Annotated in this window: 24 protein-coding genes; 9 read left to right on the top strand and 15 right to left on the bottom strand. The window is 68.1% G+C overall.

Translation table 11 applies throughout. The features are described 5' to 3' along the window. Window positions 1-157: 157 nt before the first annotated feature. Window positions 158-3832 carry a multifunctional oxoglutarate decarboxylase/oxoglutarate dehydrogenase thiamine pyrophosphate-binding subunit/dihydrolipoyllysine-residue succinyltransferase subunit gene (locus tag Q0568_RS15715; RefSeq protein ID WP_298868164.1) on the top strand — a complete coding sequence of 1225 codons (3675 nt, stop codon included), beginning with the start codon at window positions 158-160 and terminating at the stop codon, window positions 3830-3832. Between the two features lie 63 nt (window positions 3833-3895). On the opposite strand, the gene Q0568_RS15710 is transcribed toward Q0568_RS15715, so the two are convergent. The 3 genes from Q0568_RS15710 to Q0568_RS15700 are packed head-to-tail and all read right to left on the bottom strand — an operon-like array spanning window position 3896 to window position 6072. Continuing rightward, window positions 3896-5197 (bottom strand): GNAT family N-acetyltransferase, encoded by a 1302-nt coding sequence (locus Q0568_RS15710; RefSeq protein WP_298868161.1) that lies wholly within the window; start codon window positions 5195-5197, stop codon window positions 3896-3898. Window positions 5198-5236: 39 nt separating this feature from the next. Further along, window positions 5237-5482 carry a zf-HC2 domain-containing protein gene (locus Q0568_RS15705; protein ID WP_298868159.1) on the bottom strand — a complete coding sequence of 82 codons (246 nt, stop codon included), beginning with the start codon at window positions 5480-5482 and terminating at the stop codon, window positions 5237-5239. Next, window positions 5479-6072: a sigma-70 family RNA polymerase sigma factor gene (locus tag Q0568_RS15700; protein WP_298868157.1), complete on the bottom strand. Its 594-nt coding sequence runs from the start codon at window positions 6070-6072 to the stop codon at window positions 5479-5481. The genes Q0568_RS15705 and Q0568_RS15700 overlap by 4 nt, the downstream gene beginning before the upstream one ends. 120 nt (window positions 6073-6192) lie before the next feature. Here Q0568_RS15700 and aroA point away from each other — a divergent pair, with 120 nt between their 5' ends. The 3 genes from aroA to bcp are packed head-to-tail and all read left to right on the top strand — an operon-like array spanning window position 6193 to window position 9044. Then, window positions 6193-7518: a 3-phosphoshikimate 1-carboxyvinyltransferase gene (aroA, locus tag Q0568_RS15695; protein WP_298868155.1), complete on the top strand. Its 1326-nt coding sequence runs from the start codon at window positions 6193-6195 to the stop codon at window positions 7516-7518. Beyond that, window positions 7515-8558 (top strand): ribosome small subunit-dependent GTPase A, encoded by a 1044-nt coding sequence (gene rsgA, locus Q0568_RS15690; RefSeq protein ID WP_298868153.1) that lies wholly within the window; start codon window positions 7515-7517, stop codon window positions 8556-8558. The genes aroA and rsgA overlap by 4 nt, the downstream gene beginning before the upstream one ends. A 9-nt stretch (window positions 8559-8567) precedes the next feature. Further along, a complete protein-coding gene (gene bcp / locus Q0568_RS15685; RefSeq protein WP_298868151.1) occupies window positions 8568-9044 on the top strand; it encodes a thioredoxin-dependent thiol peroxidase in 477 nt (158 codons plus the stop codon). 6 nt (window positions 9045-9050) lie between these two features. Here bcp and Q0568_RS15680 read toward each other — a convergent pair whose 3' ends face one another. Next, entirely contained in the window at window positions 9051-9479 is a 429-nt protein-coding gene (locus tag Q0568_RS15680; RefSeq protein WP_298868148.1) for a hypothetical protein, read from the bottom strand. A gap of 215 nt (window positions 9480-9694) precedes the next feature. Between Q0568_RS15680 and Q0568_RS15675 the strand changes: the two genes are divergently transcribed. Further along, window positions 9695-9943 carry a WhiB family transcriptional regulator gene (locus Q0568_RS15675; protein WP_071641453.1) on the top strand — a complete coding sequence of 83 codons (249 nt, stop codon included), beginning with the start codon at window positions 9695-9697 and terminating at the stop codon, window positions 9941-9943. Between the two features lie 89 nt (window positions 9944-10032). On the opposite strand, the gene Q0568_RS15670 is transcribed toward Q0568_RS15675, so the two are convergent. The 5 genes from Q0568_RS15670 to Q0568_RS15650 all read right to left on the bottom strand — a co-directional run bounded on the left by Q0568_RS15670 (window position 10033) and on the right by Q0568_RS15650 (window position 15304). Beyond that, window positions 10033-11118: an ABC transporter ATP-binding protein gene (locus tag Q0568_RS15670; RefSeq protein ID WP_298868139.1), complete on the bottom strand. Its 1086-nt coding sequence runs from the start codon at window positions 11116-11118 to the stop codon at window positions 10033-10035. Between the two features lie 2 nt (window positions 11119-11120). Next, window positions 11121-11894, bottom strand: coding sequence for a carbohydrate ABC transporter permease (locus Q0568_RS15665; RefSeq protein WP_298868137.1), 774 nt, complete (start codon window positions 11892-11894; stop codon window positions 11121-11123). 112 nt (window positions 11895-12006) lie between these two features. Further along, entirely contained in the window at window positions 12007-12930 is a 924-nt protein-coding gene (locus Q0568_RS15660; protein ID WP_298868134.1) for a carbohydrate ABC transporter permease, read from the bottom strand. 12 nt (window positions 12931-12942) lie between these two features. Next, a complete protein-coding gene (locus Q0568_RS15655; protein WP_298868132.1) occupies window positions 12943-14265 on the bottom strand; it encodes an extracellular solute-binding protein in 1323 nt (440 codons plus the stop codon). Window positions 14266-14299: 34 nt separating this feature from the next. Continuing rightward, window positions 14300-15304: a Gfo/Idh/MocA family oxidoreductase gene (locus Q0568_RS15650; protein ID WP_298868250.1), complete on the bottom strand. Its 1005-nt coding sequence runs from the start codon at window positions 15302-15304 to the stop codon at window positions 14300-14302. Between the two features lie 163 nt (window positions 15305-15467). On the opposite strand from Q0568_RS15650, the gene Q0568_RS15645 reads away from it, so the two are divergent. Beyond that, window positions 15468-16685: an ROK family transcriptional regulator gene (locus Q0568_RS15645; protein WP_298868129.1), complete on the top strand. Its 1218-nt coding sequence runs from the start codon at window positions 15468-15470 to the stop codon at window positions 16683-16685. Window positions 16686-16704: 19 nt separating this feature from the next. Here Q0568_RS15645 and Q0568_RS15640 read toward each other — a convergent pair whose 3' ends face one another. Together Q0568_RS15640 and Q0568_RS15635 are read right to left on the bottom strand one after the other, a co-directional pair. Next, entirely contained in the window at window positions 16705-18177 is a 1473-nt protein-coding gene (locus Q0568_RS15640) for a sensor histidine kinase (protein WP_298868127.1), read from the bottom strand. A 50-nt stretch (window positions 18178-18227) separates the two neighbouring features. Continuing rightward, window positions 18228-18614, bottom strand: coding sequence for an Rv3235 family protein (locus tag Q0568_RS15635; RefSeq protein ID WP_298868248.1), 387 nt, complete (start codon window positions 18612-18614; stop codon window positions 18228-18230). A 163-nt stretch (window positions 18615-18777) separates the two neighbouring features. Here Q0568_RS15635 and Q0568_RS15630 point away from each other — a divergent pair, with 163 nt between their 5' ends. Then, on the top strand, window positions 18778-19383 hold the full coding sequence (locus Q0568_RS15630; RefSeq protein WP_298868125.1) for a hypothetical protein: 606 nt from the start codon (window positions 18778-18780) through the stop codon (window positions 19381-19383). 57 nt (window positions 19384-19440) lie between these two features. Here the strand turns inward: Q0568_RS15630 and Q0568_RS15625 are convergent, their stop codons facing one another. Next, window positions 19441-19719, bottom strand: coding sequence for a DNA-binding protein (locus Q0568_RS15625; protein ID WP_298868122.1), 279 nt, complete (start codon window positions 19717-19719; stop codon window positions 19441-19443). 97 nt (window positions 19720-19816) lie between these two features. On the opposite strand from Q0568_RS15625, the gene Q0568_RS15620 reads away from it, so the two are divergent. Together Q0568_RS15620 and Q0568_RS15615 are read left to right on the top strand one after the other, a co-directional pair. Further along, a complete protein-coding gene (locus tag Q0568_RS15620; RefSeq protein ID WP_298868119.1) occupies window positions 19817-20431 on the top strand; it encodes an SAF domain-containing protein in 615 nt (204 codons plus the stop codon). Continuing rightward, window positions 20428-21624: a P-loop NTPase gene (locus tag Q0568_RS15615; RefSeq protein ID WP_298868117.1), complete on the top strand. Its 1197-nt coding sequence runs from the start codon at window positions 20428-20430 to the stop codon at window positions 21622-21624. The genes Q0568_RS15620 and Q0568_RS15615 overlap by 4 nt, the downstream gene beginning before the upstream one ends. Here the strand turns inward: Q0568_RS15615 and Q0568_RS15610 are convergent. The 3 genes from Q0568_RS15610 to secA form a co-directional block, all read right to left on the bottom strand. Beyond that, a complete protein-coding gene (locus Q0568_RS15610; protein WP_298868115.1) occupies window positions 21572-22795 on the bottom strand; it encodes a pyridoxal phosphate-dependent aminotransferase in 1224 nt (407 codons plus the stop codon). The genes Q0568_RS15615 and Q0568_RS15610 overlap by 53 nt on opposite strands. A 30-nt stretch (window positions 22796-22825) precedes the next feature. After that, the gene (locus Q0568_RS15605) at window positions 22826-23473 is read right to left on the bottom strand and encodes a GntR family transcriptional regulator (RefSeq protein WP_298868113.1); all 648 of its coding nucleotides are present in this window, start codon (window positions 23471-23473) and stop codon (window positions 22826-22828) included. A 106-nt stretch (window positions 23474-23579) separates the two neighbouring features. After that, a complete protein-coding gene (secA, locus tag Q0568_RS15600) occupies window positions 23580-26339 on the bottom strand; it encodes a preprotein translocase subunit SecA (RefSeq protein WP_298868111.1) in 2760 nt (919 codons plus the stop codon). Window positions 26340-26515 lie beyond the last annotated feature (176 nt).

Here is a 26515-nt window from a genome sequence, read left to right as displayed (position 1 = left end):
GCCACGCTACCGCGCGCGGATGCGGGAACCGCCTGGCAGGGGCGCATTCCGGTCGGTGTTTGGCATTAGGCTTGATCACTGATACTCGTGTGCGACCCGATGCACTCAGCAGCCGAGCCGCACGCACAGCTTCAGTGACGAAAGAGGGCGGTAAAGCGTGTCGAACCAGGTGACCGGCGTCAATGGCGACGGGGGGTTCGGAGCCAATTCCTGGCTCGTGGACGAGCTGTACGAGCAGTTCAAACAGGATCGCAACTCCGTCGACAAGGAGTGGTGGCCGATCCTGGAGAACTACACTCCGGATGCCGCCGCGGCATCGCCCGCGGCGACCGCCCAGGCCGCTCCGGCGCAGGTCGCCAACCCGGTGACCGCACCCATCCCCGTGATCGGCGCGCAGCCCGTGGCGCGCACCACCACCAAGCCCGCCAAGCAGGCCCCGATCCCCGCCCAGGCACCCAAGCCGCAGGCGAAGGACGAGCCCACCGCCAGTGAGGACAAGGTCACGCCGCTGCGCGGCATGCCCAAGACCCTCGCGGCCAACATGGATCAGTCGCTGACCGTCCCGACGGCCACCAGCGCGCGCACCATCCCCGCCAAGCTGATGATCGACAACCGCATCGTCATCAACAACCACATGGCCCGCACCCGCGGCGGCAAGGTCTCCTTCACGCACCTGATCGGCTGGGCGCTGATCCAGACGCTCAAGGAGTTCCCCAGCCAGAACGTGTTCTACGCCGAGGTCGACGGCAAGCCCTCGGTCGTGGCCCCCGCGCACGTGAACCTCGGCATCGCCGTGGACGTGCCCAAGCCCGACGGCTCCCGTGCGCTGCTGGTCCCCAGCATCAAGCGCGCCGACACGATGACCTTCGGCGAGTACCTCGTCGCGTACGAGGACATCATCGCCCGGGCCCGCAACAACAAGCTCACCGCCGCCGACTTCGCCGGCACCACGGTCTCGCTGACCAACCCCGGCGGCATCGGCACCGTGCACTCCGTGCCGCGCCTGATGAAGGGCCAGGGCTGCATCATCGGCGCCGGCGCCCTGAACTACCCGGCAGAGTTCCAGGGCTCCAGCCCCAAGGTGCTCACCGAGCTGGGCATCGGCAAGATCATCACCCTCACCAGCACCTACGACCACCGCGTCATCCAGGGCGCGGGTTCCGGCGAGTTCCTGAAGAAGGTGCACGAGCTGCTGATCGGCGAGCGCGGCTTCTACGAGGACATCTTCGCCGCGCTGCGCATCCCGTACCAGCCCATCCGCTGGAACTCCGACATCTCCGTCGACCTGGCCGAGCGCGTCGACAAGCAGTCCCGCGTGCAGGAGCTCATCAACTCCTACCGCGTGCGCGGCCACCTGATGGCCGACATCGACCCGCTGGAGTACGTGCAGCGCTCGCACCCCGACCTGGAGATCGAGAGCCACGGCCTGACCTTCTGGGATCTGGACCGCGAGTTCGTCACCGGCGGCTTCGGCGGCAAGCGCGTGATGAAGCTGCGCGACATCCTGGGCGTGCTGCGCGACTCGTACTGCCGCACCGTCGGCGTCGAGTACATGCACATCCAGGACCCGGAGCAGCGCCGCTGGTTCCAGGAGAAGCTCGAGGTCAAGTACGTCAAGCCCGGGCACAACGAGCAGTTGCGCGTGCTCAGCAAGCTCAACGAGGCCGAGGCGTTCGAGACCTTCCTGCAGACGAAGTTCGTCGGCCAGAAGCGCTTCTCGCTCGAGGGCGGCGAGTCTCTCATCCCGCTGCTGGACGAGATCCTGCAGGGCGCGGCGGATGCCGGCATGGACGGCGCCACGATCGGCATGGCCCACCGCGGACGCCTCAACGCGCTCACCAACATCGCGGGCAAGACCTACGGCCAGGTGTTCCGCGAGTTCGAGGGCACCCTCACACCGGGCAACCAGCGCGGCTCCGGCGATGTGAAGTACCACGTCGGTACGAAGGGCACCTTCGTCGCCCAGGACGGCGCCGAGCTGCCGGTGTACCTGGCTGCGAACCCGTCGCACCTGGAGACCGTGGACGGCGTGCTCGAGGGCATCGCCCGCGCCAAGCAGGACCGCAAGCCCATCGGCACCTTCACCTGGCTGCCCATCCTCGTGCACGGCGACGCCGCGTTCGCGGGTCAGGGCGTGGTCGTGGAGACACTGCAGATGTCGCAGCTGCGCGGCTACCGCACCGGCGGCACCGTGCACATCGTCGTCAACAACCAGGTGGGCTTCACCACCCTGCCCAACGACTCGCGCAGCTCGGTGTACGCCACCGACGTGGCCAAGACCATCCAGGCGCCGATCTTCCACGTGAACGGCGACGACCCGGAGTCGGTCGTGCACGTCGCGCAGATCGCGTTCGAGTACCGCAACCGCTTCCACCGCGACGTGGTCATCGACCTGGTCTGCTACCGCCGTCGCGGTCACAACGAGGGCGACGACCCGTCGATGACCCAGCCGCTGATGACCGACCTGATCGAGGCCAAGCGCTCGGTGCGCAAGCTGTACACCGAGGCCCTGGTCGGACGAGGCGACATCACGCAGGAGGAGTACGACCAGGCCAAGGCCGACTTCCAGAACCGCCTGGAGATCGCCTTCGCCGAGACGCACGCCGCGGAGACCGGCGCGACGCCGATCGCCCCCGAGCTGCTCCCGGTGGACGACCAGGTCGGCGCTCCCGATGTGACCGGCGTACCGCTGGAGGTCATCCACCTCGTCGGCGACGCGCACGCCAACAAGCCCGAGGGCTTCACCGTGCACCCCAAGCTGGACAAGCAGCTGCAGAAGCGCGTGAGCATGAGCCGCGAGGGCGGCATCGACTGGGCCTTCGGCGAGCTGCTCGCATTCGGCTCCCTGCTGGTCGAGGGCACCGTGGTGCGCCTGGCCGGTCAGGACTCCCGCCGCGGCACCTTCGTGCAGCGCCACGCCGTGCTGCACGACCGCGTGAACGGTCAGGAGTGGCTGCCGCTGTCGAACCTCTCCGACAGCCAGGGCCGCTTCTTCGTGTACGACTCGCTGCTCAGCGAGTACGCGGCGCTGGCCTTCGAGTACGGCTACTCGGTGGAGAGCACCGAGGCGCTGGTTCTCTGGGAGGCGCAGTTCGGCGACTTCGTCAACGGCGCGCAGTCGGTCATCGACGAGTACGTGTCCGCGGCAGAGCAGAAGTGGGGCCAGCAGTCCGGTCTCGTCATGCTGCTGCCGCACGGCTACGAGGGCCAGGGCCCCGACCACTCCTCCGCGCGCATGGAGCGCTTCCTGCAGCTGTGCGCGCAGGACAACATGGTCGTCGCCCGCCCGTCCACGCCGGCGTCGTACTTCCACCTGCTGCGCCGTCAGGCCTACGCGAAGCCCCGCAAGCCGCTGATCGTCTTCACCCCGAAGTCGATGCTGCGCCTGCGCGGTGCGACCAGCCAGGTCGAGGAGTTCACCAGCGGCCGCTTCGAGCCGGTGATCGATGACAGCCGCGACCTCGACCGCAACGCCGTCAAGCGCGTGATCGTGCACTCCGGCAAGATCCACTGGGATCTGGTCAGCGAGCTCGAGAAGAACCCGAACCCCGAGATCGCCCTGGTGCGCCTGGAGCAGTTCTACCCGACGCCGATCGATGCGCTGAAGGCCATCACGGACTCGTACCCGAATGCCGAGCTGGTCTGGGCTCAGGACGAGCCCGAGAACCAGGGTGCTTGGCCCTTCCTGGCCCTGGCATTCACCGATGTCCCCGGCCCGCGCCAGTTCCGCGCCGTCTCGCGCCCGGCGGCGGCATCGCCGTCGACCGGATCGTCGAAGGTGCACGCCGTCGAGCAGGCCGCCCTGCTGAAGGCCGCGCTGACGCTGGACTGAAAAATCGGCAGATTCGAGAACGCCGCCTCCCTGATCGGGGGCGGCGTTCTTCGTGCAGCGGGTTCAGTACCAGATGCCGAGCGTCGGTGCGGGATCGGTGCGGAACGCCGCGCTCAGCGCGTGAACTGCGGATGCCGTGCCCTGCACGCGCCCGGCGGCGGACAGCTGCGTCAGAGGCACTCCCCCGGCGTAGATCGCGGACAGCTCGGCCACGCCCAGCACGACGTCCGGTGCGGCATCCACCGGCTCCACGGCCGCAGCGCCAGAGACGTCGATGCGCACCCGCCAGGTGCCGTCTGCGAAACCGTACGAGTCGTCCACGCGCACCACGACGTCGGCCGGCGCGCTGTACGTGCGTGCCTGAAGGGACGCGGGCACATCCAGCACCCGCAGCCAGCCGTGGTCGTGCACGGTCAGCTCGACCGCACGCTGATCGGCGACCAGGTGCGCGATCGGGTCGTCGACGGGTCGCAGGTCGGCCTCCACGCGGTCGACGAGGTCATGATTCACGGCGAAGCCCCACAGCGCGCGGAGCGCGTCGTCGGTCTCGGCCTCCAGGTGGCGGACGCGCAGGATGCTGCGGAACGACGCCGGGGCGTCCTTGAACGAATATGCCATCGCACCGCGCACCTCGCCGCCGGCGTCCACGTACCGCACGCCGCGCACCGAGGCATCCTTCTTCTCCTCGTCGCCGCCCAGTCCTGCCAGGCCCATCCAGCGGCGCGGCCAGCCGGGGACCTGACCGGCGCGCCCCAGACGGGCGCGCTCGTGCACGATCTGGAACTCGCGCGCCACCGCGACGGGCTCGACGTACTCCACCCGACCCGGAACCTCGGCGGGGCGCCAGCCGGCACGCGACGTGTCGATCGCGATGCGCGCGACCGGCACGGCGGAGCCGAAGCCGTAGCGGCCGTAGATGGTCGCCTCCGATACGGTGAGACCCGCCAGCGGCACGCCTGCCGCGACGGCGGAGCGCAGTTCGCCCTCGAGCAGGTTCCGCGCGATGCCGCGACGGCGGTGCGTGCCGGCGACGGTCACCATGCTGATGGACCACATCGGAACGGCGCCGCCCGGCACGCTCATCGGCGCGACCCACGAGTTCACGGTCGCGACGGGCAGAGCATCGGATGCCGCATCCTGTTCGTAGACGCCGATGCTGCGGCGCTCGCGCCAGGTCTCGCGCATGGGCACGATCTCGGCATCCGTCGGCGCCGATCCCAGGAATCCGCGCTCGGCGGCGCGAGCGAAGGACACGGCGAGCGCATCGTCGTCCATGTCGACGACGCGGTAGTCGAACCCGCTCGCGCGCAGCCGCGCCTCGGATTCGGGGTCTACGGGGACGGTGCGCGCATCGACGGGACTCACCCGATCAGACTACCCACCGCAGTGCCGCGGCCGCCGTCGTCAGTGCGCTGCGGTCTGCGCCTCACGCAGACGGGCGAACACCTGCGCGCGCAGCTCCTCGGGCGCTGTCTCCTTGCAGGCTCGCGCCACGACCTCGGTGAGGGTCGTCGCGACGAGCGCCTCGTTCCTGCAGACCTCGCAGTTCTCGAGATGCTCGCGGATCTCCGAGTGCTCTGTCGTGCAGATCTCGTTGCGGAGGTATTCCTCGAGATCTTTTCGCGCCTTCGCGCAGCCGCAGTCGGTCATGTGGTGCTCCTCGGTTCAGCCGCGGCGACCCCTCGCTCGGCGGCATAGTCTGCCAGCAGCTCCCGCAGCATGCGCCTGCCTCGGTGCAGGCGGCTCATCACGGTGCCGATGGGGCTCTTCATGATGTCGGCGATCTCCTGATAGGAGAATCCCTCGACGTCGGCGAGGTACACCGCCAGGCGGAAGTCCTCGGGAACCTGCTGCAGCGCGTCCTTGACGGCGGATGCCGGCATCCGGTCGATTGCCTCAGCCTCGGCCGACCGGCTGTGAGACGCCGTGGTCGACTCGGCGCCGCCGAGCTGCCAGTCCTCGAGGTCGTCGATCGTGCCCTGATACGGCTCGCGCTGACGCTTGCGGTAGATGTTGATGTACGTGTTGGTGAGGATGCGGTACAGCCACGCCTTCAGGTTCGTGCCCTGCGAGAACGAGGCCCACGCGGCATACGCCTTCACGAACGTCTCCTGCACGAGGTCAGCCGCATCGGCGGGATTGCGCGTCATGCGCATCGCCGCCGCATAGAGCTGATCCATGAAGGGGATCGCCTGCTCCTCGAAATCCCGTCGAGGGTCCGCGGTTGTCGTCTCATCCATCACCGGCCAGTCTAGGCGGGCGAGCGCGTCCTCAGAGAGGGGTTCGACGGCGTCGAGCAGCATCGTTGACATCCGTCACCTCCATCTCGCGTGTCTCGAGCTTCACTAGGCTAAGAACCGATGAGCACCCAACGGTATTCCCCCACCCCCACGCGCGGCTCCTACCGTGCGCCGGAGAGCGGAGCGCCGGTGGCCGCCACCGTCACGATCCCCGGTTCGAAGTCGCTCACCAACCGTGAGCTGATGATCGCCGCGATCGCCGACGGGCCAGGGCGTCTGCTGCATCCGCTGCACTCCGAGGACTCCGCCCGCATGGTCGACGCGCTGCGTCTGCTCGGCATCGGCATCGAGGAGGTGCCCGGCGACGGCGGCTTCGGCCCCGATCTGCTGGTCACCCCCGCACCGCTGATCGGCGGCAGCAGCATCGACTGCGGGCAGGCGGGCACGGTGATGCGGTTCATCGCGCCTCTGGCGGGCCTGGCGACCCAGGACGTGCATCTGACCGCGCACGCGAGCGCCCTGCACCGGCCCATGGGAGCCCTGATCACCGGACTGCGCGACCTCGGCGTCGACATCGACGACGAGGGCACCTGGTCGCTGCCGTTCATCGTGCACGGGCACGGCCGCGTCCGCGGCGGACGCGTCGAGATCGACGCCTCCGGCTCGAGCCAGTTCATCTCGGGGCTGCTGCTGGCCGCTCCGCGCTTCGACGTGGGCCTGCACCTGGTGCACATCGGCGAGCACCTGCCGAGCCTGCCGCACATCGACATGACCATCGAGTCGCTCAGCAGACGGGGGATCCGCATCGAGCGCCCCGCGGTGGGCGAATGGGTCGTCGAAGCGGGCATCCCGCGGGCGAAGGACGTCACCATCGAGCCGGACCTCTCCAATGCCGCGCCGTTCCTGGCCGCGGCGCTCGTCACGGGCGGTGAGGTCACGGTGGCCGACTGGCCGCTGCACTCCACGCAGCCCGGTGCCCTGCTGCCGGACATCCTGCACGCGCTGGGCGCGCACACCGGCCGGCATGCCGGCGCCCTCACCGTGCGCGCCGGCGACGGCATCCGCGGCCTGGATCTGGATCTGTCCGCCGCCAGCGAGCTGACGCCGACCATCGCCGGGCTCGCGGTCTTCGCCGACGGCCCCACCACGATCCGCGGCGTGGCGCACATCCGCACGCACGAGACCGATCGCATCGCAGCCCTGGTGAACAACATCCGAGCGCTCGGCGGCGACGCCGAGGAGCTGCCGGACGGGCTGCGGATCACCCCGCGTCCGCTGCACGGCGGCACCTGGCCCGCGCACCACGATCACCGGATGGCCACCACCGGCGCGCTGATCGGCCTGGCCGTGCCGGGCGTGGAGATCGATGACATCGGGACGACGGCCAAGACGCTGCCGGAGTTCGTGCAGCTCTGGGAGCGGATGCTGACGGGCGAGACCGCGTGAGCTGGCTGGGCGACGACGACGAGCTCGAGGAGTACGAGGAGTACGACGAGAGCAGCGTCCGGACCCGCCCGAATCCGAAGGCCAACCGGCCACGGACCAAGCGCCGTCCCGCGCATGAGGATGCCGAGATCGGCCGCATCCTGGGCGTGGACCGCGGCCGATACAGCGTGCTGATCGGCGAGGACCGTCCCGACGAGCACATGATCACCGCGGCGCGCGCGCGCGAGCTGCGGCGCACGCCCATCGTCACCGGCGACCGCGCACGTGTGGTGGGCGACACGAGCGGAGAAGAGGGCACCCTCGCCCGCATCGTGGGGCTCGCCGACCGCACCTCGCTGCTGCGCCGCAGCGCCGACGACACCGACCAGGTCGAGCGCGTCATCGTCGCCAACGCCGATCAGATGCTTATCGTCGTGGCTGCGGCCGACCCCGAGCCGCGCGCCCGGCTCGTCGACCGCTATCTCGTGGCGGCGCTGGATGCCGGCATCCGTCCGCTGCTGGTGGTGACCAAGACCGACCTGGCGGATCCCGCCGAATTCCTGCGGCATTTCGACGGACTGGACCTGCGGGTGTTCACCTCGGCCCGCGGGCGTATGCCGACAGAAGAGACCGGCGCCGCGCTGATCGGTCACTCCACGGTGTTCGTCGGGCACTCGGGCGTGGGCAAGTCCACGCTCGTGAACGCGCTGGTGCCGGGGGCCGGCAGGGCCACCGGGCACGTCAACGAGGTCACCGGGCGAGGGCGGCACACCTCCTCCTCCACGATCTCGCTGCGCTACGTCGGCCATGCCGGACGGGGCTGGGTGATCGACACCCCAGGTGTGCGCTCGTTCGGCCTGGGGCACGTGGAGCGGGCGAACATCCTCGCCGCCTACACGGAGCTGGCGGAGATCGCCGAGGGCTGCCCTCGCGGGTGCACCCATCTGCCGGATGCCTCCGACTGCGCACTCAACGAGGCCGCCGCCGCGGGCGAGCTGAACGAGGCGGGGCTCGCCCGGCTGGAGTCCCTGCAGCGGCTGCTGGCCACGTTCGGCGGATAGGCTGGGCTCATGACCGCGACGCGCCTGGAACCCGGAACGACCGCCCCCGACTTCACGCTGCTGGACCAGGACGAGAAGCCCGTGTCGCTGGCCGACCTGCGGGGCCGGAAGGTGATCCTGTACTTCTATCCGGCGGCCATGACGCCCGGCTGCACCACCCAGGCGTGCGACTTCCGGGACAGCATCTCCTCCCTGCAGGGCGCCGGGTACACGGTGGTCGGCGTCTCCCGCGACACCCCCGCCAAGCTGCGCGAATTCCGCGAGCGCGACGCGCTGACCTTCGAACTGCTCAGCGACCCCGACCACGCCGTGCACACCGCCTACGGCGTGTGGGGCGAGAAGATGAACTACGGCAAGGTCATCGAGGGCGTCATCCGCTCCACGTTCGTCCTCGACGAGCAGGGTGTGATCACCGCCGCGCAGTACAACGTCAAGGCCACCGGGCACGTCGCCAGGCTGCGGAAGACCCTCGGCATCGACGCCTGATCCCGCTCAGGCGTCTTCGGACTCGCCCGTCCCGTCCTCGCGACGGTGCAGGCGCGGGTCGTCGGCGCCTTCGCGACGCACCGTGACGATGAGGGCGACCAGCCCGACCGCTCCGGCGAGCCCGAGCACCAGCACGAACAGCCACGGCACGGGGCGGATGCTGCTCAGCGCGGCCAGTGCCAGCGCGATCGCGAGCACCTGCAGCACGATGCCGCCCGAGCGCGCCCACGAGGCGTGACGAAGCGTGCCGACTGCGAAGGCGATGAGCCCGGCGGCGCCGACCAGGGTGAGTGCGATGAGCGCCAGGCCGCTGGCCGTCGACGACGCGTCGCCCTCGCCCAGGGCGAACAGCTCGAGCACCGCGATGACGATCAGAGCCGCACCCTCGAGTGCCAGCACAGCGGCGGCGAGCACCGCCGGTCGGAACCTGGACACGGGCACACTCCTCAGCACGGACGTCAAGAGTTGTGCGAAAACCCTTGATTTCACCTTATTTCTGTAACACAATGGATAAAGCCATGTGCTCCCACATCGGAGTGGGGCGGGCGCACAGCCCGCATGACCAGGGTAGCCGACTCCCGATCCGCTTCCCGAACTCGAGTGCCGCGCAAGCGGCCACCACACCGAACATCAATCATGAGGAGCCATCAATGGACTGGCGCGACAAAGCGGCCTGCCTTACCGTCGACCCCGAGCTGTTCTTCCCGGTGGGGAACACCGGACCGGCCGTCGACCAGATCGAGAAGGCGAAGGCCGTCTGCGCCACCTGCACCGTCACCGAGATCTGCCTGCAGTACGCTCTGGAGTCCGGTCAGGACTCCGGCGTGTGGGGCGGACTCTCCGAGGACGAGCGCCGTGCGCTGAAGCGCCGCGCCGCCCGCGCCCGCCGCGCCGGCTGAGGACGGACCAAGCACAGAGGCGCCGCCGAGCGATATGCTCGACGGCGCCTCTGTGTCCGGCCCGTAGCCCGACCGCCAGTCCGAGAATCTCACCCCCGCAGACGCTGCCCGCTGGCCGGGTCGAAGCAGTGCACACGCGCACTGCTGACGTCGATGACCACCTCATCGCCCACGCCGAACGAGCCAAATCCCGGAACGCGCGCCATGAAGTCGAACTCGCCGACGGCCAGATGCACATCGGAGACGTTGCCCAGCGGCTCCACCGCGACCACTCGGCCGTGTGCCTGCTCTCCCGTCACTGGAGCACGCAGGGTGCACTCCTCAGGTCGAACCCCGACACGAACCTCGGGCTGGCCGGCCAGGCCGAGCTCCACGACGAACGCCGTTCCAGGCAGCACGAAGCGTCCCTGTTCGGCAATAACCGCGGTGAAGAGGTTCATGCGCGGCTTGCCCACGAACGACGCGACGAACTCCGTCGCCGGCTCGTGGTAGACCTCATAGGGACTCCCGTACTGCTCGAGCCGGCCGCGGCTCATAACCGCGATCCGGTCCGAGAGCGTCATGGCCTCCTCTTGGTCGTGGGTCACGTAGACACTGGTCGCCTTGAGCTCGCGATGTAGCATCTTCAGCTCACTGCGCGTCTGGTCGCGCAACAGCGCGTCGAGGTTCGACAGCGGCTCGTCGAACAGGAACACCGCTGGCCGGCGGGCGATGGCACGGGCGAGTGCGACGCGCTGCCGCTGCCCTCCGGAGAGAGCCTTCGGCTTCGAGTCCAGCACGTGCGCGATGTCGAGTCGCTGCGCGGCGTCCGTGACACGCCGATCGATCTCGTCCTTGTCCACCTTGCGCATGCGCAGCCCGAAGGCGATGTTCTCGAACACGGTCATGTGTGGATACAGTGCGTAGTCCTGGAACACGAATGCGAGATCTCGCTTGTCCGGTTCGAGGTCGTCGACGCGATGGCCGTCGATGAGAATCTCCCCGCCGGAAATGTCCTCTAGCCCCGCGATCATGTTCAATGTGGTGGTCTTGCCGCATCCCGAGGGGCCGAGAAGCGATACGAAGTGCCCGTCCTCGATTACGTAGCTGAGGTCTGCGACGGCCTTGCGCACCTCCTCACTCCGCTTCGGACGACCGTACACCTTGTCGACGTTCACCAATTCGATCTGAGCCATTGTCAGCCTTTCACCGCACCCTCGGTCATACCGCGGATGATCCACTTCTGAGCCACCAGCGTGAGGACCAGGACAGGGATCGCAGTGATCACGCCCGCCGTCGCCGCCGATGTGTAGTCCATTGCGAACAGCCCCTGGAAGGCGGCCGTCTTCACGGGCAGCGTCACCGCCGTGTTGGAGGTGAGCACCTTCGCGAGGAAGAAGTCGCTCCAACTGGTGATGAACGCCAGAATGGCCGTCGCCGCCATTCCCGGGGCTGCAAGCGGAAACGCGATCTTGTACATGATCTGCAGCCGATTGCACCCGTCGATGCGCGCTGCCCGTTCAAGGCTGGGCGGCACGTCCTCGAAGAAGCCGACGAGCATCCAGATCACCAGCGGCAGGATGAACGCCGTGTACGTCACGATGAGCCCGAGCAACTGATCGTAAAGCCCCACCGAGCGCAACAGGATGAACAACGGTACCGCCAGCACGATGACCGGGATCGCCTGCACCGTCATCATGCTCAGCAACAACGGCTGCCGCCCGCGGAAGCGGAAGCGGGCAATGGCGTAGGCGCAGGCTGACCCCACCACCATGCAGACGATGGTCGTCGAGATGCCGACGATCGCAGAGTTGGCCATCGGCGATAGGAACGAGCCGTCGGCCAGTAGTCGCAGGTACGACTCGAACGTGATGTTCGACGGCGACAAGTCGGGCGTCCTGCCCTGCAGCGCCGTCGAGGGGTACACGCTGAACACGAACATCCATAGGAACGGTGCCAGGAAGATCGCCATCGTGAGGACGACCAGCGCCCCGCACACGATCGCTGTGGCGCGCCTACGGCTGGCCTTCGACACCCTTCGAGTGCGCGGTCGATGGCTGGTGACCAGCGCCGTCTCTGTGAGATCAGGCATCCGCTCTCCTCCTTCTGCTGAACCCACCGAAGATCACGATCCAGAACACCGCGACCACGAGCACCAGGATCATGATCCCGACAGCCATGGCGGAACCGTATCCGCGGTCCAGATTGCTGAAGTTGACCAGGTAGGCGAGGAAGTTGATGGTTGTCGTCCCCTCAGCCGGCCCTCCCGACCCTCCGGTGAGCACATAGATGGTGTCGAAGACCTTGAGCGACCACATCGACTGCACGATGAGGGCGAACATCAGCGCGCCGCGGATGTTCGGCAACGTGATGCGCCAGAACGTACGCCACGGGCCTGCGCCATCGATCGCCGCGGCACGGTAGAGATTCGACGGGATCCCCTGCAGCGCTGCGAGCATGAGCAGGCACAGGAAGGGGAGCAGCTTCCACGTCTCGGCGAAGATCAGCACGTTCATCGCCAGAGTGGGGTCAGACAGCCACTGCACATTCTCGTCGGTGAGCCCCAGCCCTCGCAGGATGGTATTCGCGATGCCGGTGCTTCCGTCGAAGATGAGCTTCCACATGATGCCGTTGACGACCGGCGGGACGGCCCACGGCACCAGAAGCAGCACACGCGCGAGGGTGCGCCCGCGGAACTCGCGGTTCAGCAGTACGGCGATGCCCACGGCCAGGGCCACCCCGCCGAGCACGGTGATGATGGAGAAGTATGCCGTCCTCTCCATCGCGCGGTGCACGGCGGGATCGGACAGCAGCTGTCCGTAGTTGTCCAAGCCGACGAACGGATGATCCATGCCCAGCTTGTCGTTCCATTCGTGGAACGACATGAAGACGGCATACCCCATCGGATATCCCAACAGCATCGCAATGATGAGGACCGCGGGAGCGATCATCATCAGGCCGAAGCGCAGGTCTAGTCGGCGGCTCCTCTCAGCGAGGTTCGCGCCCATCTTCGGTGATCCTTACTTCAGGTACTTCTTCACGAGTTCTTCCGCGGTCTTCTGGGCGGAAGCCAGCGCCTCCTTCGGGGAGGTCTTGCCGTTCATCGCATTGATGAGCTGGACCGAGAGTGCCTGGTCGAGCTCGTTCGACCAGGGCGTCCCGTAACGCTTGGTCACGTACTTCGTCGACTCCTCATAGGTGGCCAGGATCGGCAGTGCCTCCTGAGCTGTCGGATCGGCCAGTACGCTCTTGGAGACCGGGAACCAGCCCTCGTCCTTGACGATGTCCATCTGGACGTCGCCCGTTGTCACGAACTGCAGCCAGGCGAGAGCCGCCTCTTTGTTCTTGGAGAACTTGCTGATGGCGAAGCCCTCCGACCCGTCGATCGACGCCGACCGGACCGAGATTCCGGGGATCAGTCCGTTGCCGATGCTGTCGGCGGTGGTGACGGCCTTGTCGCCGGTGGCGACGGCGTATTGGAAGGGCCAGTTGAACACCATCCCCGTCTCCCCCCGGGCGAACAGGTCGGCGAGGTCGGATGCGTTGGTGATCTGCAGTGATGAGGGGTCCATCACCTTGTGGACCTGCAGCAGTTCGACGAGCTTGGTGAGCGCCTCGACGCCGGCTTCGCCCGCGAAGGTGGGCTTGTAGTCGTCGTCGTAGAACTCCCCTCCGTTGAGGAGCAGCATCCGGAGGAAGTTCTGATAGGCACCGGCGGGGTTGCCCATGTCGCAGGCATATCCGTATCGACCGCCGGTAGTGAGCTTCTTGGCTGCGGCGACAAACTCGTCCCAGTTCTGCGGTCCTGCCTCCGGGTCGAGATCCGCCTTCGTATAGAGGTCCTTGTTCCAGAACATGGTCTGTGTGCTGACGAATTTCGGGAGCCCGTAGACCTTCCCACGCCAGGACACGGCGTCGAGCGCCGGCTGGATGAGGTCACTCGGGATGGCCGAAGCGTCCAGTTCCTCGAGCCAGCCGGCCTGCCCGAACTCCGCAGACCAGCCTGCCCAGGTCATCACGACGTCGAACGAGGTGTCCTGCGCGGCGAACATGGTCGCCATCTTGTCGTGCAGGTCGTTGAAGTTCCCCTGCTGGTAGGTGACGACCTTGATACCGGTCTTCTTCTCGAACGCCTTGATCGCAGTCTGCTTGAACACGTTGTTTGTGTTGTCGTCGAGGATGCTGATCTGCCCCGAGGGATTGCCGCCGCCGGTCAACGGCGCGCCCCCACTCCCGGTTGACGGCGCGCATCCGGCGAGAGCGAACGCGCCTGCGGCCAGGCCGCCCAGCTGGAAGAGTTGACGGCGCGAGAGATTCGCGCCCATCTGCGTTGATGACTTCATTTCCTGCTCCTTCGTTGGAGGTGTGAGCTGATGGTCAGATGGTGATCTCGACGACCTGGCCGGTCTCGAGGGAGGTGTGCACGGCTGCGATGGATGTCGTGATGAGCAGGCCTTGGTCAAGACCCGGCACTTCGACGGATTCGCCTCTCACGAGCTGGATGAAGTCCCGGACCATGTCTATCGGCACACCCTGGATCCTCCCCGCCCGCTCGTACACGGCGGACTGCATCCAGCGCGCGCCACTCGGTCCGTAGTCGACGATGCCGTGGTTGGCACCGTCGATGTGGAGGACATCGCTGTCCGACTGAATCTCGTACCGGAAGTCGAACACGGATGGCATGGACTGGGGCAGTACCCACGAGGAGTTCAGGATGACGTGCGATCCGTCCGCCATCGTGAACACCGCGTTGATGCGGTCCCAGGTGTCCACACCCGATCCGGCAAGGATTTCGCGCGCACCAACGGCGTAGACCGACACCGGACGGGTTCCGCCGATCCAGCAGGCGAGATCCAGGGAGTGCGGCATGAGGAACCACGCCGGCGAGCTCTTCCCGGCCCAGGAGAGCATCTCGGTGGGGACGAAGATGGTGTCGTTCAGGCTGATGATCTGCGCACTGATCCTTGCCTGAGGTTCCGCCGCGAGCTTGTCGCGAACGGAGGAGTACTGCACGTTCCAGCGGTTCTCGAAGCCGACCATGATGCGGGTGCCGGCTCGCGCCACGGTCTCCGCGATCTCCCGTGCATCCTCGGGATCCGTGGCCAGCGGCTTCTCGATCATGAGATCGAGTCCTGCCTCCGCGCACAGCACAGCAGCCTCGCGGTGCGCGAAATCCGGCGTCGCGATGACCGCTGCCTGCAGTTCCGGGTGCTGCGCAAGCATTTCGGACAGATCCGTATAGCCAGGGACTCCGAACTGCTCGGCCATGTCGGCGAGTACGGTCGGGTTGCGGTCGCATATCGCACTGACCCGCGAACTCGGGTCCTCCTGCAGTGCGCGTGCGAACATCGCACCGCGAATGCCCCCGCCGACGACCGCCACTCGTACCGGACTGCTCTGCTCCACTGCCTACCCCACTTCTTCATGGTGTTCAGGATTTCCATCGCCAATCGATGTATGTATGAGGCTAAACCATACATACTTGATCGTAAACTGTCCACTGAGAAGAGCTCACAAATCTGCGCTTCAGATCGGAAGACATGCCATGACAGCGTCCTCGAAATCCCGGTCGGACCTCACCCTGTCCTCGCGCACCCTGCGACGGCGCCTGATCACCACGACCACCATCGGCGAGACGAACCGTCGACGCGTCTTGGAGACGCTGCATCGGCTCGGACCGTCCAGCCGAGCGCAACTGGCCCGTTCGCTCGCCGTCAACCGCGCGACGATCGCGACCATCCTGCAACCACTGCTCGAATCGGGAACGCTGGTGGAGGGCAAGCCGATCGCGCCGTCGCACGCGGGGGGCAAGCCAGCTCGTCCACTCTGGTTCCGCAGCGACGGGCCCTGGCTGGGGGCCGTCCAGCTCTCCCCCGACATCGTGGTCGCCGCGCGTATCGCCTTCGACGGCACCATCCACGAGATCAGCCGCGCCTCCTACGGGCGGGACGCCTCGACAGAGACCATCGCCCAGGCGCTCTTCGAGGTCACAGATCGTTGCCTGTCCGGTGTAGACCTTGTCGGCATCGGCGTCGCCGCCGCCGGGATGGTCGACACCCGGGCTGGCAGGATCCTGTCCATGCATCTCACGCCGGGACTCAATGGGCTCCCGGTAGTGTCGATGCTCGAAGAGCGCTACCGCGTCAGCGCACTCGTCGACCATCATCCCCGTGTCCAGGCGCTGGGCGACCGCTGGTTCGGGCTCGGCCGCGAAATCCAAGACTTCGCGTCGGTCTACACGGGCGAGGCATTGGGCTTCGGCATAGTGCACTATGGGGAGGTCCTGCGCGGGCTCGACGGGGCGGGCGGGGAGTCCGGACACACCATCGTCCAACTCGACGGCGAGCTGTGCCGTTGCGGGCGCAGGGGATGCTGGGAAACGGTCGCCACACTGGGCTGGTTGCGCGACCGTGCCGCCGCGCTGTCTCTCGAGGACGCCGAGTCGATGGACGCCAGCTCACTCGCCGCGCTCGCATCAGCGGGCGTGACGGATGCATCCGGTCTGCTCGACCTCTATGCACGCAATCTGGCCATCGGCATCGCCAACAATGAACAGATCCTCGCCCCTGGTCACTACATCATGCACGGCGACGTGTGCGGGGGTGGCGAGCTCATGCACAAGGCGTTGCAGGGGTGGGTGGATCGCCTCGCACCCGAACGCGGGAGCTCGCCCGCAGTGGTCTTCGCAACCGAGCCTGACCAGATCACCCTGCTGGGGGGCGCAGGTCTGGTGCTGTCCTCGGCGTTCAGTACCCGGGCGTGAGACCCGGCAGGAACCGTCTTCAGGCGGCGATCCAGCGCATCGGGATCTCGATGGTCACCTGAGTGCCCTCGCCCTCGCTGCCCTGCCACTCGATCGATCCCGAGAGCTCGCCCTGGATGAGGGTGCGCACGATCTGCGTGCCGAGTCCCTGCCCCACCCGCCCCTCCGGCAGGCCGAGGCCGGTGTCGGTGACCGTGACGCGCAGCTGCTCGTCTGTGCGGGTGGCCTCGATGCGGACGATGCCCTCCTGGCCCGCCAGCCCGTGCTCGACGGCGTTGGTGACGACCTCGGTGAGGGCCAGAGCGAGCGGCGTGGCGTACTCGCTGGGCAGCATGCCGAAGCGGCCCTCCAGCTGCGTCCGCGCGCGCGTGTTGGGGGCCGCCGCCACCTCGGCCACGAGCTTGAGCACACGGTCGAACACCTCGTCGAAATCGACGGTCTGCGACAGGCCGCTGGCGAGGGTGTCGTGCACGACGGCGATCGCCTCCACCCGGCGCATGGCCTGCGTGAGCGCCTCACGGGCGTCCTCGGAGCGCGTGCGGCGGGCCTGGATGCGCAGCAGTGAGGCCACGGTCTGCAGGTTGTTCTTGACGCGGTGGTGGATCTCGCGGATCGTGGCGTCCTTGGTGATGAGCTCCTGCTCCTGGTGCCGCAGCTCTGAGACGTCGCGGCACAGCACGATCGCGCCGATGCGCGTGCCGTGGTCGCGCAGCGGGATCGCGCGCAGCGACACCGTCACTCCCCTGGCCTCCATGTCGGTGCGCCACGGTGCGCGCCCGGTGACGACCACCGGCAGCGACTCGTCGACCTGACGCGAGGGCGGCACGATGCGCGTGGTGACCTCGGCCAGCGATTCGCCCTCCAACTCGTCATCGAAGCCCATCCGGTTGAACGCCGACAGCGCGTTGGGGCTGGCGAACGTCGTGATCCCGTCCACGTCCAGCCGGAGCAGACCGTCGGATGCTCGAGGCGCACCGCGCCGCGGGGCGGTGGGGGCGGACAGGTCGGGGAACTCGCCCGAGGTGATCATGCGGAACAGGTCGTTCGCGCACTCGTCGAAGCTGATCTGCTGGCGCGACGGCATCCGCGCCTCGCCCAGGTTGGTGTGCCGGGTGATCACGCCCAGCACGACGTGCTCCTGCTTCTTGCGCAGGATCGGCACGGCGCGCACGCGCGTGGGCGTCTCCTCGAACCAGTCCGGCGACGACGAGTCCACGATCTCGCCGGACTCGAACGCGGCCTGCACCTGGGTGCGCCACTGCGGGCGCACCTTCTCGCCGACGATGTCGCGGTAGAAGAGGGTGGCGGCGCCCGAGGGACGGGAATGGGCGACGGCGATGAACGATCCGTCCGCGGTCTGGATCCACATCACGATGTCCGCAGAGGCGAGATCCGCCAGCAGCTGACCGTCGCCGGCGAGGCGATGCAGCCACTCGACGTCGGCGTCCTTCAGAAGGCCCTGGGCGTGTGCGAGATCACTGAGCGTTGACACCCGTTCAGCCTACTGTCCGCGCGGGCGGGGAACCGGACGGTGCAACAGGCTCACAGCACGGCGAAGGAGCTGGCGCGCCACCTGCCGTCGAGCCCCTCGAGCCGCACGGCGACGGCCCTGGTGCGCCCGGGGCCCGCGACCACGATGGCGGCCTCGACGATGCCGTCGACCGGCTGGGTGACGCGCAGGGACAGGATCTGGAAGGTCGGCCGTGCGGGCGCCAGTCCCCGCGCACTGCGAGCGCGTGCGGAGAGGTTCGCACGGGTGGCGAGGGCCCTGAACGCGTCCTCGCTGAGCCAGCGGGCGAGCTGATCCACCTCGCGGATGCCCGCCAGCACCTCGAGCGCACCGCGGGTGAGTCCCCGCAGCAGCGGAACGGGATCGGGCAGTGCCGACGAAGAGGTCGGCTGCGGTGCGAAGTACTCGCTGGACAGCATCGTCATTGTGCTCGATCCCCCCCGGGTCGTGGCAGTTCCGTGTAGACATCTCGGTTGTGAACTCCCTGAATTACAGCACGCAAGGGGCTTCGACGGAAGGCGAACCGGAATATCTGTGGATAACCCGCACGCGGATGCGCCGCGTTCGCCTACGCTCGGTCGCGTGGAATGGGATCATCTCTTCGACGACCTCGAGAGCCAGCTCGCGGCCGAGTGGGAGGCCGAGCGCGCGGCTCTGGATGCGGAGTCCGAGCGGCTGCGCATCGCCAAGCTGTCGTTGAGAGAGCGCCTGCGCACGATGACCGCCGGCGCCTCCCGCGCGGCGATCGAGCTCAGCTGCGGGGAGCGCTGGGACTGCACGCTGCGCGTGATCGGCGCGGACTGGATCGGCGTCTCCACCCCCGACGATCGGCGACTGCGGCTGATACCGCTGACCGCGATCACGGGCGTCGCCGTCGACCATGGCACGCTGCTGGCGTCGTTGGCCGAAGGCGTGTCGGATGCCCCTGGCGCGGCGCTGCGCGAACGCATGACGCTCGGGTTCGTGCTGCGGGACCTGGCCAGACGCCGGACCCCCGTCACGCTGGCGCGGCGCGACGGCGACCCTCAGCACGGGACCATCGACCGCGCCGGCGTCGACCACCTGGACCTCGCCCTGCACGATGCGGGCGATCCACGACGAGCTCGCGCCGTGCACGGCTTCCGGATCGTGCCGCTGGATGCCCTGACGTGGGTGCGCATCGAACGCGGCGACTCCGCCGCATCCTGAGAACCCGGCGCTCCGGCCCGTCCCACGCCCGGCCCAGGGGTCGTCCCTGGCGAGAGATCAGTCCCGGTGGTAGGGCGTCGTGCCCCACACCTCGGGGAAGCTGGCCTCGTTGGCCTGACGCCACAGCGCGCTGCGCCGGGCATCCTCGGCCTGCTCGGCCAGGTAATCGGCGATCGATGCCTCCTCGACGCGCCAGCGCGGCGGAGAACCCAGCTGGGATCCGCGCAGACGTCCCTCCTGCACGAGATGGATGACTTCGTCCACCTCGATGGTCATCAGCTCGGCGACCTGCGCGGGTGCGAGGAAGCGAGGAGCCATGTCGGATGCTTCGGGCATGCGTACATTCTTCCCTGCCGCGCGGGTTTCCGCTCGTGGGAATCAGCCCTGTGGATAACTTTTCAGGCCGAATGACGGAATCTGGGACGATGCGTGCATGATGTCCTCCCGTGCCCGCAGACCGTTCTTCGGCGACCTGCGCTTCCTCATCGGTCTCATCCTGGTGATCGTCTCCATCGCGGGCGTGTGGCTGCTGGTCTCCTCGTCACGGCGGACGACGCCCGTGCTGCAGGCCTCGCACACTCTGGTGCCGGGTGAGAGCGTGGACTCCGGCGACTTCCAGGTGGTCGAGGTGGGACTGAGCGCGCTCACCGACGCCTATCTCGCCCCGCAGGACCTGCACAAGGGCGCCGTCGCGACGCGCACGCTGCCGAAGGGCGAGCTCGTCGCGCGCTCCGGCGTCGGCGATGAGAAGGACTCCCGCGTGACGACGGTCGTCGTCAGCAGCACGGCGATTCCGGCCGGTGTGCGTGCGGGATCACCCGTCGAGCTGTGGCACGCCCCGCTGCTCAAGGACGGTCGCACGCCCGACACACCCAGGATCCTCGTCGGCGATGCCGTCGTGTCGAGCGTCTCCGAGGCCGAGGGGATGCTGAGCCAGAGCCGCACGGACGTGGAGGTGGTGATCGACCGTGCCGATGTCGGCGACGTGCTGGCCGCGATCACCGGCGGGTCCACGATCTCGATCATCCCCGCAGGAGCCGGCTCGTGACCACGCTCCTGCTGTGCTCGGCCGACGAGGCCGCCGCGATGCTGGCCGCCGATCTGGAGCTTGAGGGTGCTCAGGTCGGGCGCATCGACGCGACCGAGCTGAGCACGGCTTCCCTGATCGGTGTGGATGCGCTGCTGGTCGCGCCGACGCGCGCCGTGACCCGGGAGCTGGTCGGTGCCTGCGACCGATCCGGCGTGCGCGTGCTCCTGATCGGCCCGTCCGACTCCCGCGCGGCGATGCGCCTGGGCCTTCCCGCACCGCTCCCCTACGACACGCCCGCCGATCAGGTGCTGCGAGCGCTGGAGTCCGGCCCGGCCGCTGCGCCGTCAGCCCCGGCGTCGCGCATCATCGCCGTGTGGGGCCCGCACGGCGCTCCAGGGCGCTCGACCGTGGCGATCCAACTGGCCGTGGAGCTGTCCAGGTCCGGAACCCGCACAGCGCTCGTCGATGCCGACAGCGTCGCACCGTCGCTCGCGCTCCAACTGGGGCTCGATGACGACGCCCCGGGGCTGGCCGCCGCCTGCCGCCGCGCCGAGCTGGGGCTGCTGGATGCCGCGGAGCTGTCTCGGCTGTCGACGCCCGTGGAGACGTCCGGCGGCATGATCGAGGTGCTCAGCGGCCTGAACCGCCCCAGCAGGTGGCCGGAGCTGGGTGCGGCGCGCATGCGCACGACGCTGGACACCTGCCGGTCGTGGACGCAGGTCACGGTCGTCGACGTCGCGGCCGAGCTGGATGCCGAGGACGACGGATTGGACGCGGGCGCGCCGCCGCGCCACGCGGCGACCGTCGCAGCGCTGATGGAGGCGGATGCCGTCGTGGCCGTGCTGTCCGCTGATCCGCTGGGCGTCAGCCGGTTCGTGCGCGGGCACGCCGAGCTGCGGCATCTGCTGGGCGGCACGCCGGTGACCGTCGTCGCGAACCGGGTTCGTCCCGGCCCGCTCGGCATCGATGCGCGAGGGCAGCTCCGGCGCACGCTGGACCGGTTCGCGGGCATCGACGACGTGGCGTTCCTGCCCGAGGATCAGCGCGCAGCCGATGCGGCGGCGCTGCACGCGCGCGCGATCGCCGATGTGTCGCCCCGGTCACCGCTGGTCGCGGCCGTGCGCCGGGTGGCGTCGGGTCTCGGCGCGCGAGCCGAGGTCACTGCCGGTAGCTCGCGAGGAAGTTCCCCAGCCGCTCGACGGCGGCGCTGAGCACGCGCGCCTCGGGCAGCGTCACGACGCGCAGGTGGTCGGGCGTCGGCCAGTTGAAGCCGGTGCCCTGCACGAGCAGGATCTTCTCCGAGACCAGCAGGTCGTATACCAGCTTGGCGTCGTCGTGGATCTCGTGCACCTCGGGGTCCAGCCGCGGGAACGCGTACAGCGCACCCTGCGGCTTGACGCAGCTGACGCCGGGGATAGATGAGAGACCCTCCCAGGCGATGTCGCGCTGCTCGTGCAGCCGCCCCGAGGGCGCGATGAGCGTGTCGATGGACTGCACGCCGCCGAGCGCCGCCTGCACGGCGTGCTGGGCGGGCACGTTCGGGCACAGTCTCGTCGAGGCCAGCAGCGTGATCCCCTCGAGGAACCCCCTGGCGTGGGCCTTGGGCCCGGTGATGACGACCCAGCCGGAGCGGTACCCCGCCACGCGATAGGTCTTGGACAGGCCGTTGAACGTCAGGCACAGCAGGTCGGGCGCCAGCGTGGCCGTCGGCGTGTGCACGGCGCCGTCGAACAGGATGCGGTCGTAGATCTCGTCCGAGAGCAGCAGCAGCTCGTTCTCGCGGGCGATCTGCACGATCCCCTGCAGCACCTCGCGGGAGTACACCACGCCCGTCGGGTTGTTGGGGTTGATGATGACGATGGCCTTCGTGTGCGGCGTGATCTTCGCGCGGATGTCCTCGAGATCGGGCTGCCAGCCGTCGTCCTCGTCGCACAGGTAGTGCACCGGGGTGCCGCCGGCCAGCGAGGTCATGGCGGTCCACAGGGGGTAGTCGGGCGCCGGGATCAGCACCTCGTCGCCCTGATCCAGCAGCGCCTGCATGACCATGGTGATCAGTTCGGAGACGCCGTTGCCCAGGTACACGTCATCCGGGTCGAAGCGCGGGAAGTCGGGGATCTGCTCGTAGCGGCTGACCACGGCGCGGCGCGCGGAGATGATGCCCTTGCTGTCGCTGTACCCGTGCGCGGTCGGCAGAGCCGCCAGCATGTCGTGCACGATCTGGTGCGGGGCCTCGAAGCCGAAGGTGGCGGGGTTGCCGGTGTTCAGCTTGAGGATCTGGTGACCCTCGGACTCCAGGCGCGCCGCCTCGACCAGTGCCTTGCCGCGGATCTCATAGAGGACGTTCTTGAGCTTGGACGACTGGTCCAGGGTTCGGCGGGTCATCCGCCAATGCTACCCGCCGCGCAGGGCGCGTCAGTCCGCGACGACGGGGATCGACCCGGTGAGCAGCGCCTCGGCGCGTGCCAGTCTGTCGCCACGGATGCTCTGCACGTGCTCGTTCGCCAGCTGAGCGGCCCTGTCGCCGTCCCCGTCGCGGATCGCCTCATAGAGTGCCACGTGCTCGTCGGCGATGCGGCTCAGGTCGTCGTGCTGCGCCAGTTCCCAGCGCAGTCGGCTGCGGATGCTGCCCATCAGGTCGGCGAGCAGCCGATTGCCCGCCAGTTCCACGACGATCTCATGGAATTCGGCCGCCGCGCCGATGGTCGAGGGCGCGGCCGAGATCGCCCTGCGCAGTCGTTCGGCGCCTGCCTCGCTGCGCCGCTCCGCGGCGAGGCGCGCAGCCATCGGCTCGAGCACCTGCCGCACCTCGTCGAGGTCGGCGAGGTCCTCCTGGGTGAACTCCCGCACGATGGCCCAGGTACGCGGACGCAGCTCGACGAGCCCCTCGATCTCCAGGGCCCTCAGAGCGCTCCGCACGGGCACGCGGCTGACGCCGTACTCCGCAGCAAGATCCCGCTCGATCAGCCGGCTTCCCGGGCCCCGTGCTCCCCTGACGATCGCATCACGCAGCCACGACGCGACTCTCGTCGATTCGAGCTCACGCTCCTGTGCCCTGTTCACGTGCTCATCCTTGCATGACAGCGGGCAGGCACCGGGCACCACCACCACCTGCCGCGCATGACGAAGGCCGGTCCTCGGGACCGGCCTTCGTCATGCGCGGGGGCGCCTACTTCTTCTTGCGGTTCTGCGCGCGGCGCTGCTCACGATTCTGCGGTGCGGGAGCCTCAGCGGCATCCACCTGCTGGCCGAACGCTCCGCGTGCGGTGCTGGCCGCACGCTCAGTGGCCGCCCGCTGCACCTGACCGCGCTCGTTGCGCACCTCGACGTCGCCGGAGTCGTTGGGCGCGGAGTACTCGAGCTTCTGCTCGGGCTGCTGATCCACCAGGCCCTTGGCCTCGACCTCGGTCTGATCCGCGCCGGCACGGCGCACCTCGACCTCGAGATTGTAGAGGTAGCCGACCGACTCCTCCTTGATCTGGCTCATCATGGTCTGGAACATGGCGTAGCCCTCGCGCTGGTACTCGATCAGCGGGTCGCGCTGCGCCATGGCGCGCAGGCCGATGCCGTCCTTGAGGTAGTCCATCTCGTACAGGTGATCGCGCCAACGGCGGTCCAGTACCTGCAGCACCACGCGGCGCTCGAGCTCCCGGGTCGCGGCCTCGCCGAGGTTCTCCTCGCGCTTCTCATACGCGATGAGGGCGTCGGAGAGCAGCTCGCGCTTGAGTCCCTCGGAGGTGATGCCGCCCTTGCGTCCGCCGGCCTCGGAGACGACCTCGTCGATCGTGACGTTCACCGGGTACAGCGTCTTCAGCTCGGTCCAGAGCGCGTCGAAGTCCCAGCTCTCGTTGTGGCCCTCGGAGGTGTGGTCGTCGACGATGCCCCCGATGGCGTCCTCGATGAAGTGCTGCACGCGGTCGGCGATGTCGTCGCCGTGCAGGATCTGGCGGCGATCGGTGTAGATGGCCTCGCGCTGGCGGTTGAGGACGTCGTCGTATTTGAGCACGTTCTTGCGCATCTCGGCGTTGCGCGCCTCGACCTGGTTCTGGGCGCTGCGGATGGCGCGGCTGACCAGGCCCGACTCGATCGGCACGTCGTCCGGGAAGTTCGTGCGGGCAAGGATCGCCTCGGCCGCGCCCGACTGGAACAGTCGCATGAGGTCGTCGGTGAGGCTGAGGTAGAACCGGCTCTCGCCGGGGTCGCCCTGACGGCCCGAGCGACCGCGCAGCTGGTTGTCGATGCGGCGCGACTCGTGGCGCTCGGTGCCGAGCACGTACAGGCCGCCGGCCTCGGTGACCTTGACGGAGTCCTCGGCGACCTTCTTCTTCATGGCCTCGTAGGTGTCATCCCACGCGGCCTCGTACTCCTCGGGGGTCTCCTCGGGGTCCAGGCCCTTCGCGCGCAGCTCCTGCACGGCCAGGAACTCGGCGTTGCCGCCGAGCATGATGTCGGTGCCGCGGCCGGCCATGTTGGTCGCGACGGTGACGGCTCCCAGGCGCCCGGCGAGGGCGACGATCTCGGCCTCACGAGCGTGGTTCTTGGCGTTGAGCACCTCGTGCTCGACGCCCTTCTTGGCCAGCAGACGCGAGAGGTACTCGCTCTTCTCGACGCTGATCGTGCCGACCAGCACGGGCTGCCCGGCGGCGTGGCGCTCGGCGATGTCCTCGACCACCTGGGCGAACTTGGCCTGCTCGTTCTTGTAGACCAGGTCCGGCTGGTCCTTGCGGATCAGCGGCCGGTTGGTGGGGATCGGCACGACGCCCAGCTTGTAGGTGGACATGAACTCGGCCGCCTCGGTCTCGGCGGTACCGGTCATGCCGGCGATCTTGTCGTACAGGCGGAAGTAGTTCTGCAGCGTGACCGTGGCCAGGGTCTGGTTCTCGGCCTTGACCGGCACGTTCTCCTTGGCCTCGATGGCCTGGTGGATGCCCTCGTTGTAACGGCGGCCGACCAGGATGCGGCCGGTGTGCTCGTCGACGATCATGACCTCGTCGTTCATCACGACGTAGTCGGTGTCGCGCTTGAACAGCGAGATGGCCTTGATGGAGTTGTTCAGGAACGAGATCAGCGGGGTGTTCGCGGACTCGTACAGGTTCTCGATGCCGAGGTAGTCCTCGACCTTCTCGATGCCTGGCTCGAGCACGCCGACCGTGCGCTTCTTCTCGTCGACCTCGTAGTCCACACCCGCTTCGAGGGTGCGGGCGATGTTCGCGAACTCGGTGAACCAGCGGTTGGCCTCGCCGGACGACGGTCCGGAGATGATCAGCGGTGTGCGAGCTTCGTCGATGAGGATCGAGTCGACCTCGTCGACGATCACGAAGAAGTGCTCGCGCTGGACCAGGTCCTCCTTGCGCCATGCCATGTTGTCGCGCAGGTAGTCGAATCCGAACTCGTTGTTGGTGCCGTAGGTGATGTCTGCCGCGTACTGTGCGCGGCGCACCTCGGGATCCTGGCCCGAGACGATGACGCCTGTGGTCATGCCGAGGCCGCGGTAGACGCGGCCCATCAGCTCGGCCTGGTAGCTGGCGAGGAAGTCGTTGACCGTGACGAGGTGTGCGCCCTTGCCCGCGATGGCATTGAGGTACATCGCGAAGACGGCGGTGAGCGTCTTGCCCTCGCCGGTCTTCATCTCGGCGATGTTGCCCATGTGCAGAGCTGCGCCGCCCATGATCTGCACGTCGTAGGCGCGCATGCCCAGGGTGCGGCGGGCGACCTCGCGCACCGCGGCGAACGCCTCGGGCATCAGCTGGTCGAGGGTCTCGCCCTTCTCGTAACGCGCCCGCAGCTCAGTGGTCTCCTCGCGCAGCTCGTCATCAGTGAGCTTCTCGAAGTCGTCCTCCAGCGCGTTCACGGCCTTCACGACCTGCCTGAGCCTGCGGAGGATGCGTCCCTCGCCGGCGCGCAGCAGCTTCTCGAGAGGATTTGCCACGGATGTCTCCCTTGGATCTGGCGTCCCGGCGGGGTTCGCCGCCGGACATACCGTGCCATGTTACCGGCCCGTGACATGCATCCGCTGTGCACGACGAGGTCCCGGGTGCTCGCTGAGGGCGAACGGACGCGCCGATCTCGGGCGCTTCCACACCTTTCCGGATATGCATATACTCA

The organism is uncultured Microbacterium sp., from assembly GCF_937927635.1.
Taxonomy (GTDB): domain Bacteria; phylum Actinomycetota; class Actinomycetes; order Actinomycetales; family Microbacteriaceae; genus Microbacterium.
The sequence above is the reverse complement of the archived record's forward strand: the minus strand, read 5'-3'. Positions and strand labels throughout refer to the sequence as shown.

What these genes read in the sequence shown, in the direction of transcription:
- Q0568_RS15705 (WP_298868159.1), bottom strand. Translation starts at nt 5,482, where the DNA reads ATGACCGACTGCGGCTGCGCGAAGGCGCGAAAAGATCTCGAGGAATAC.
- Q0568_RS15700 (WP_298868157.1), bottom strand. Translation starts at nt 6,072, where the DNA reads ATGGATGAGACGACAACCGCGGACCCTCGACGGGATTTCGAGGAGCAG.
- aroA (WP_298868155.1), top strand. Translation starts at nt 6,193, where the DNA reads ATGAGCACCCAACGGTATTCCCCCACCCCCACGCGCGGCTCCTACCGT.
- bcp (WP_298868151.1), top strand. Translation starts at nt 8,568, where the DNA reads ATGACCGCGACGCGCCTGGAACCCGGAACGACCGCCCCCGACTTCACG.
- Q0568_RS15675 (WP_071641453.1), top strand. Translation starts at nt 9,695, where the DNA reads ATGGACTGGCGCGACAAAGCGGCCTGCCTTACCGTCGACCCCGAGCTG.
- Q0568_RS15670 (WP_298868139.1), bottom strand. Translation starts at nt 11,118, where the DNA reads ATGGCTCAGATCGAATTGGTGAACGTCGACAAGGTGTACGGTCGTCCG.
- Q0568_RS15665 (WP_298868137.1), bottom strand. Translation starts at nt 11,894, where the DNA reads ATGGCGATCTTCCTGGCACCGTTCCTATGGATGTTCGTGTTCAGCGTG.
- Q0568_RS15660 (WP_298868134.1), bottom strand. Translation starts at nt 12,930, where the DNA reads ATGGGCGCGAACCTCGCTGAGAGGAGCCGCCGACTAGACCTGCGCTTC.
- Q0568_RS15655 (WP_298868132.1), bottom strand. Translation starts at nt 14,265, where the DNA reads ATGAAGTCATCAACGCAGATGGGCGCGAATCTCTCGCGCCGTCAACTC.
- Q0568_RS15645 (WP_298868129.1), top strand. Translation starts at nt 15,468, where the DNA reads ATGACAGCGTCCTCGAAATCCCGGTCGGACCTCACCCTGTCCTCGCGC.
- Q0568_RS15635 (WP_298868248.1), bottom strand. Translation starts at nt 18,614, where the DNA reads ATGCTGTCCAGCGAGTACTTCGCACCGCAGCCGACCTCTTCGTCGGCA.
- Q0568_RS15625 (WP_298868122.1), bottom strand. Translation starts at nt 19,719, where the DNA reads ATGCCCGAAGCATCCGACATGGCTCCTCGCTTCCTCGCACCCGCGCAG.
- Q0568_RS15620 (WP_298868119.1), top strand. Translation starts at nt 19,817, where the DNA reads ATGATGTCCTCCCGTGCCCGCAGACCGTTCTTCGGCGACCTGCGCTTC.
- Q0568_RS15610 (WP_298868115.1), bottom strand. Translation starts at nt 22,795, where the DNA reads ATGACCCGCCGAACCCTGGACCAGTCGTCCAAGCTCAAGAACGTCCTC.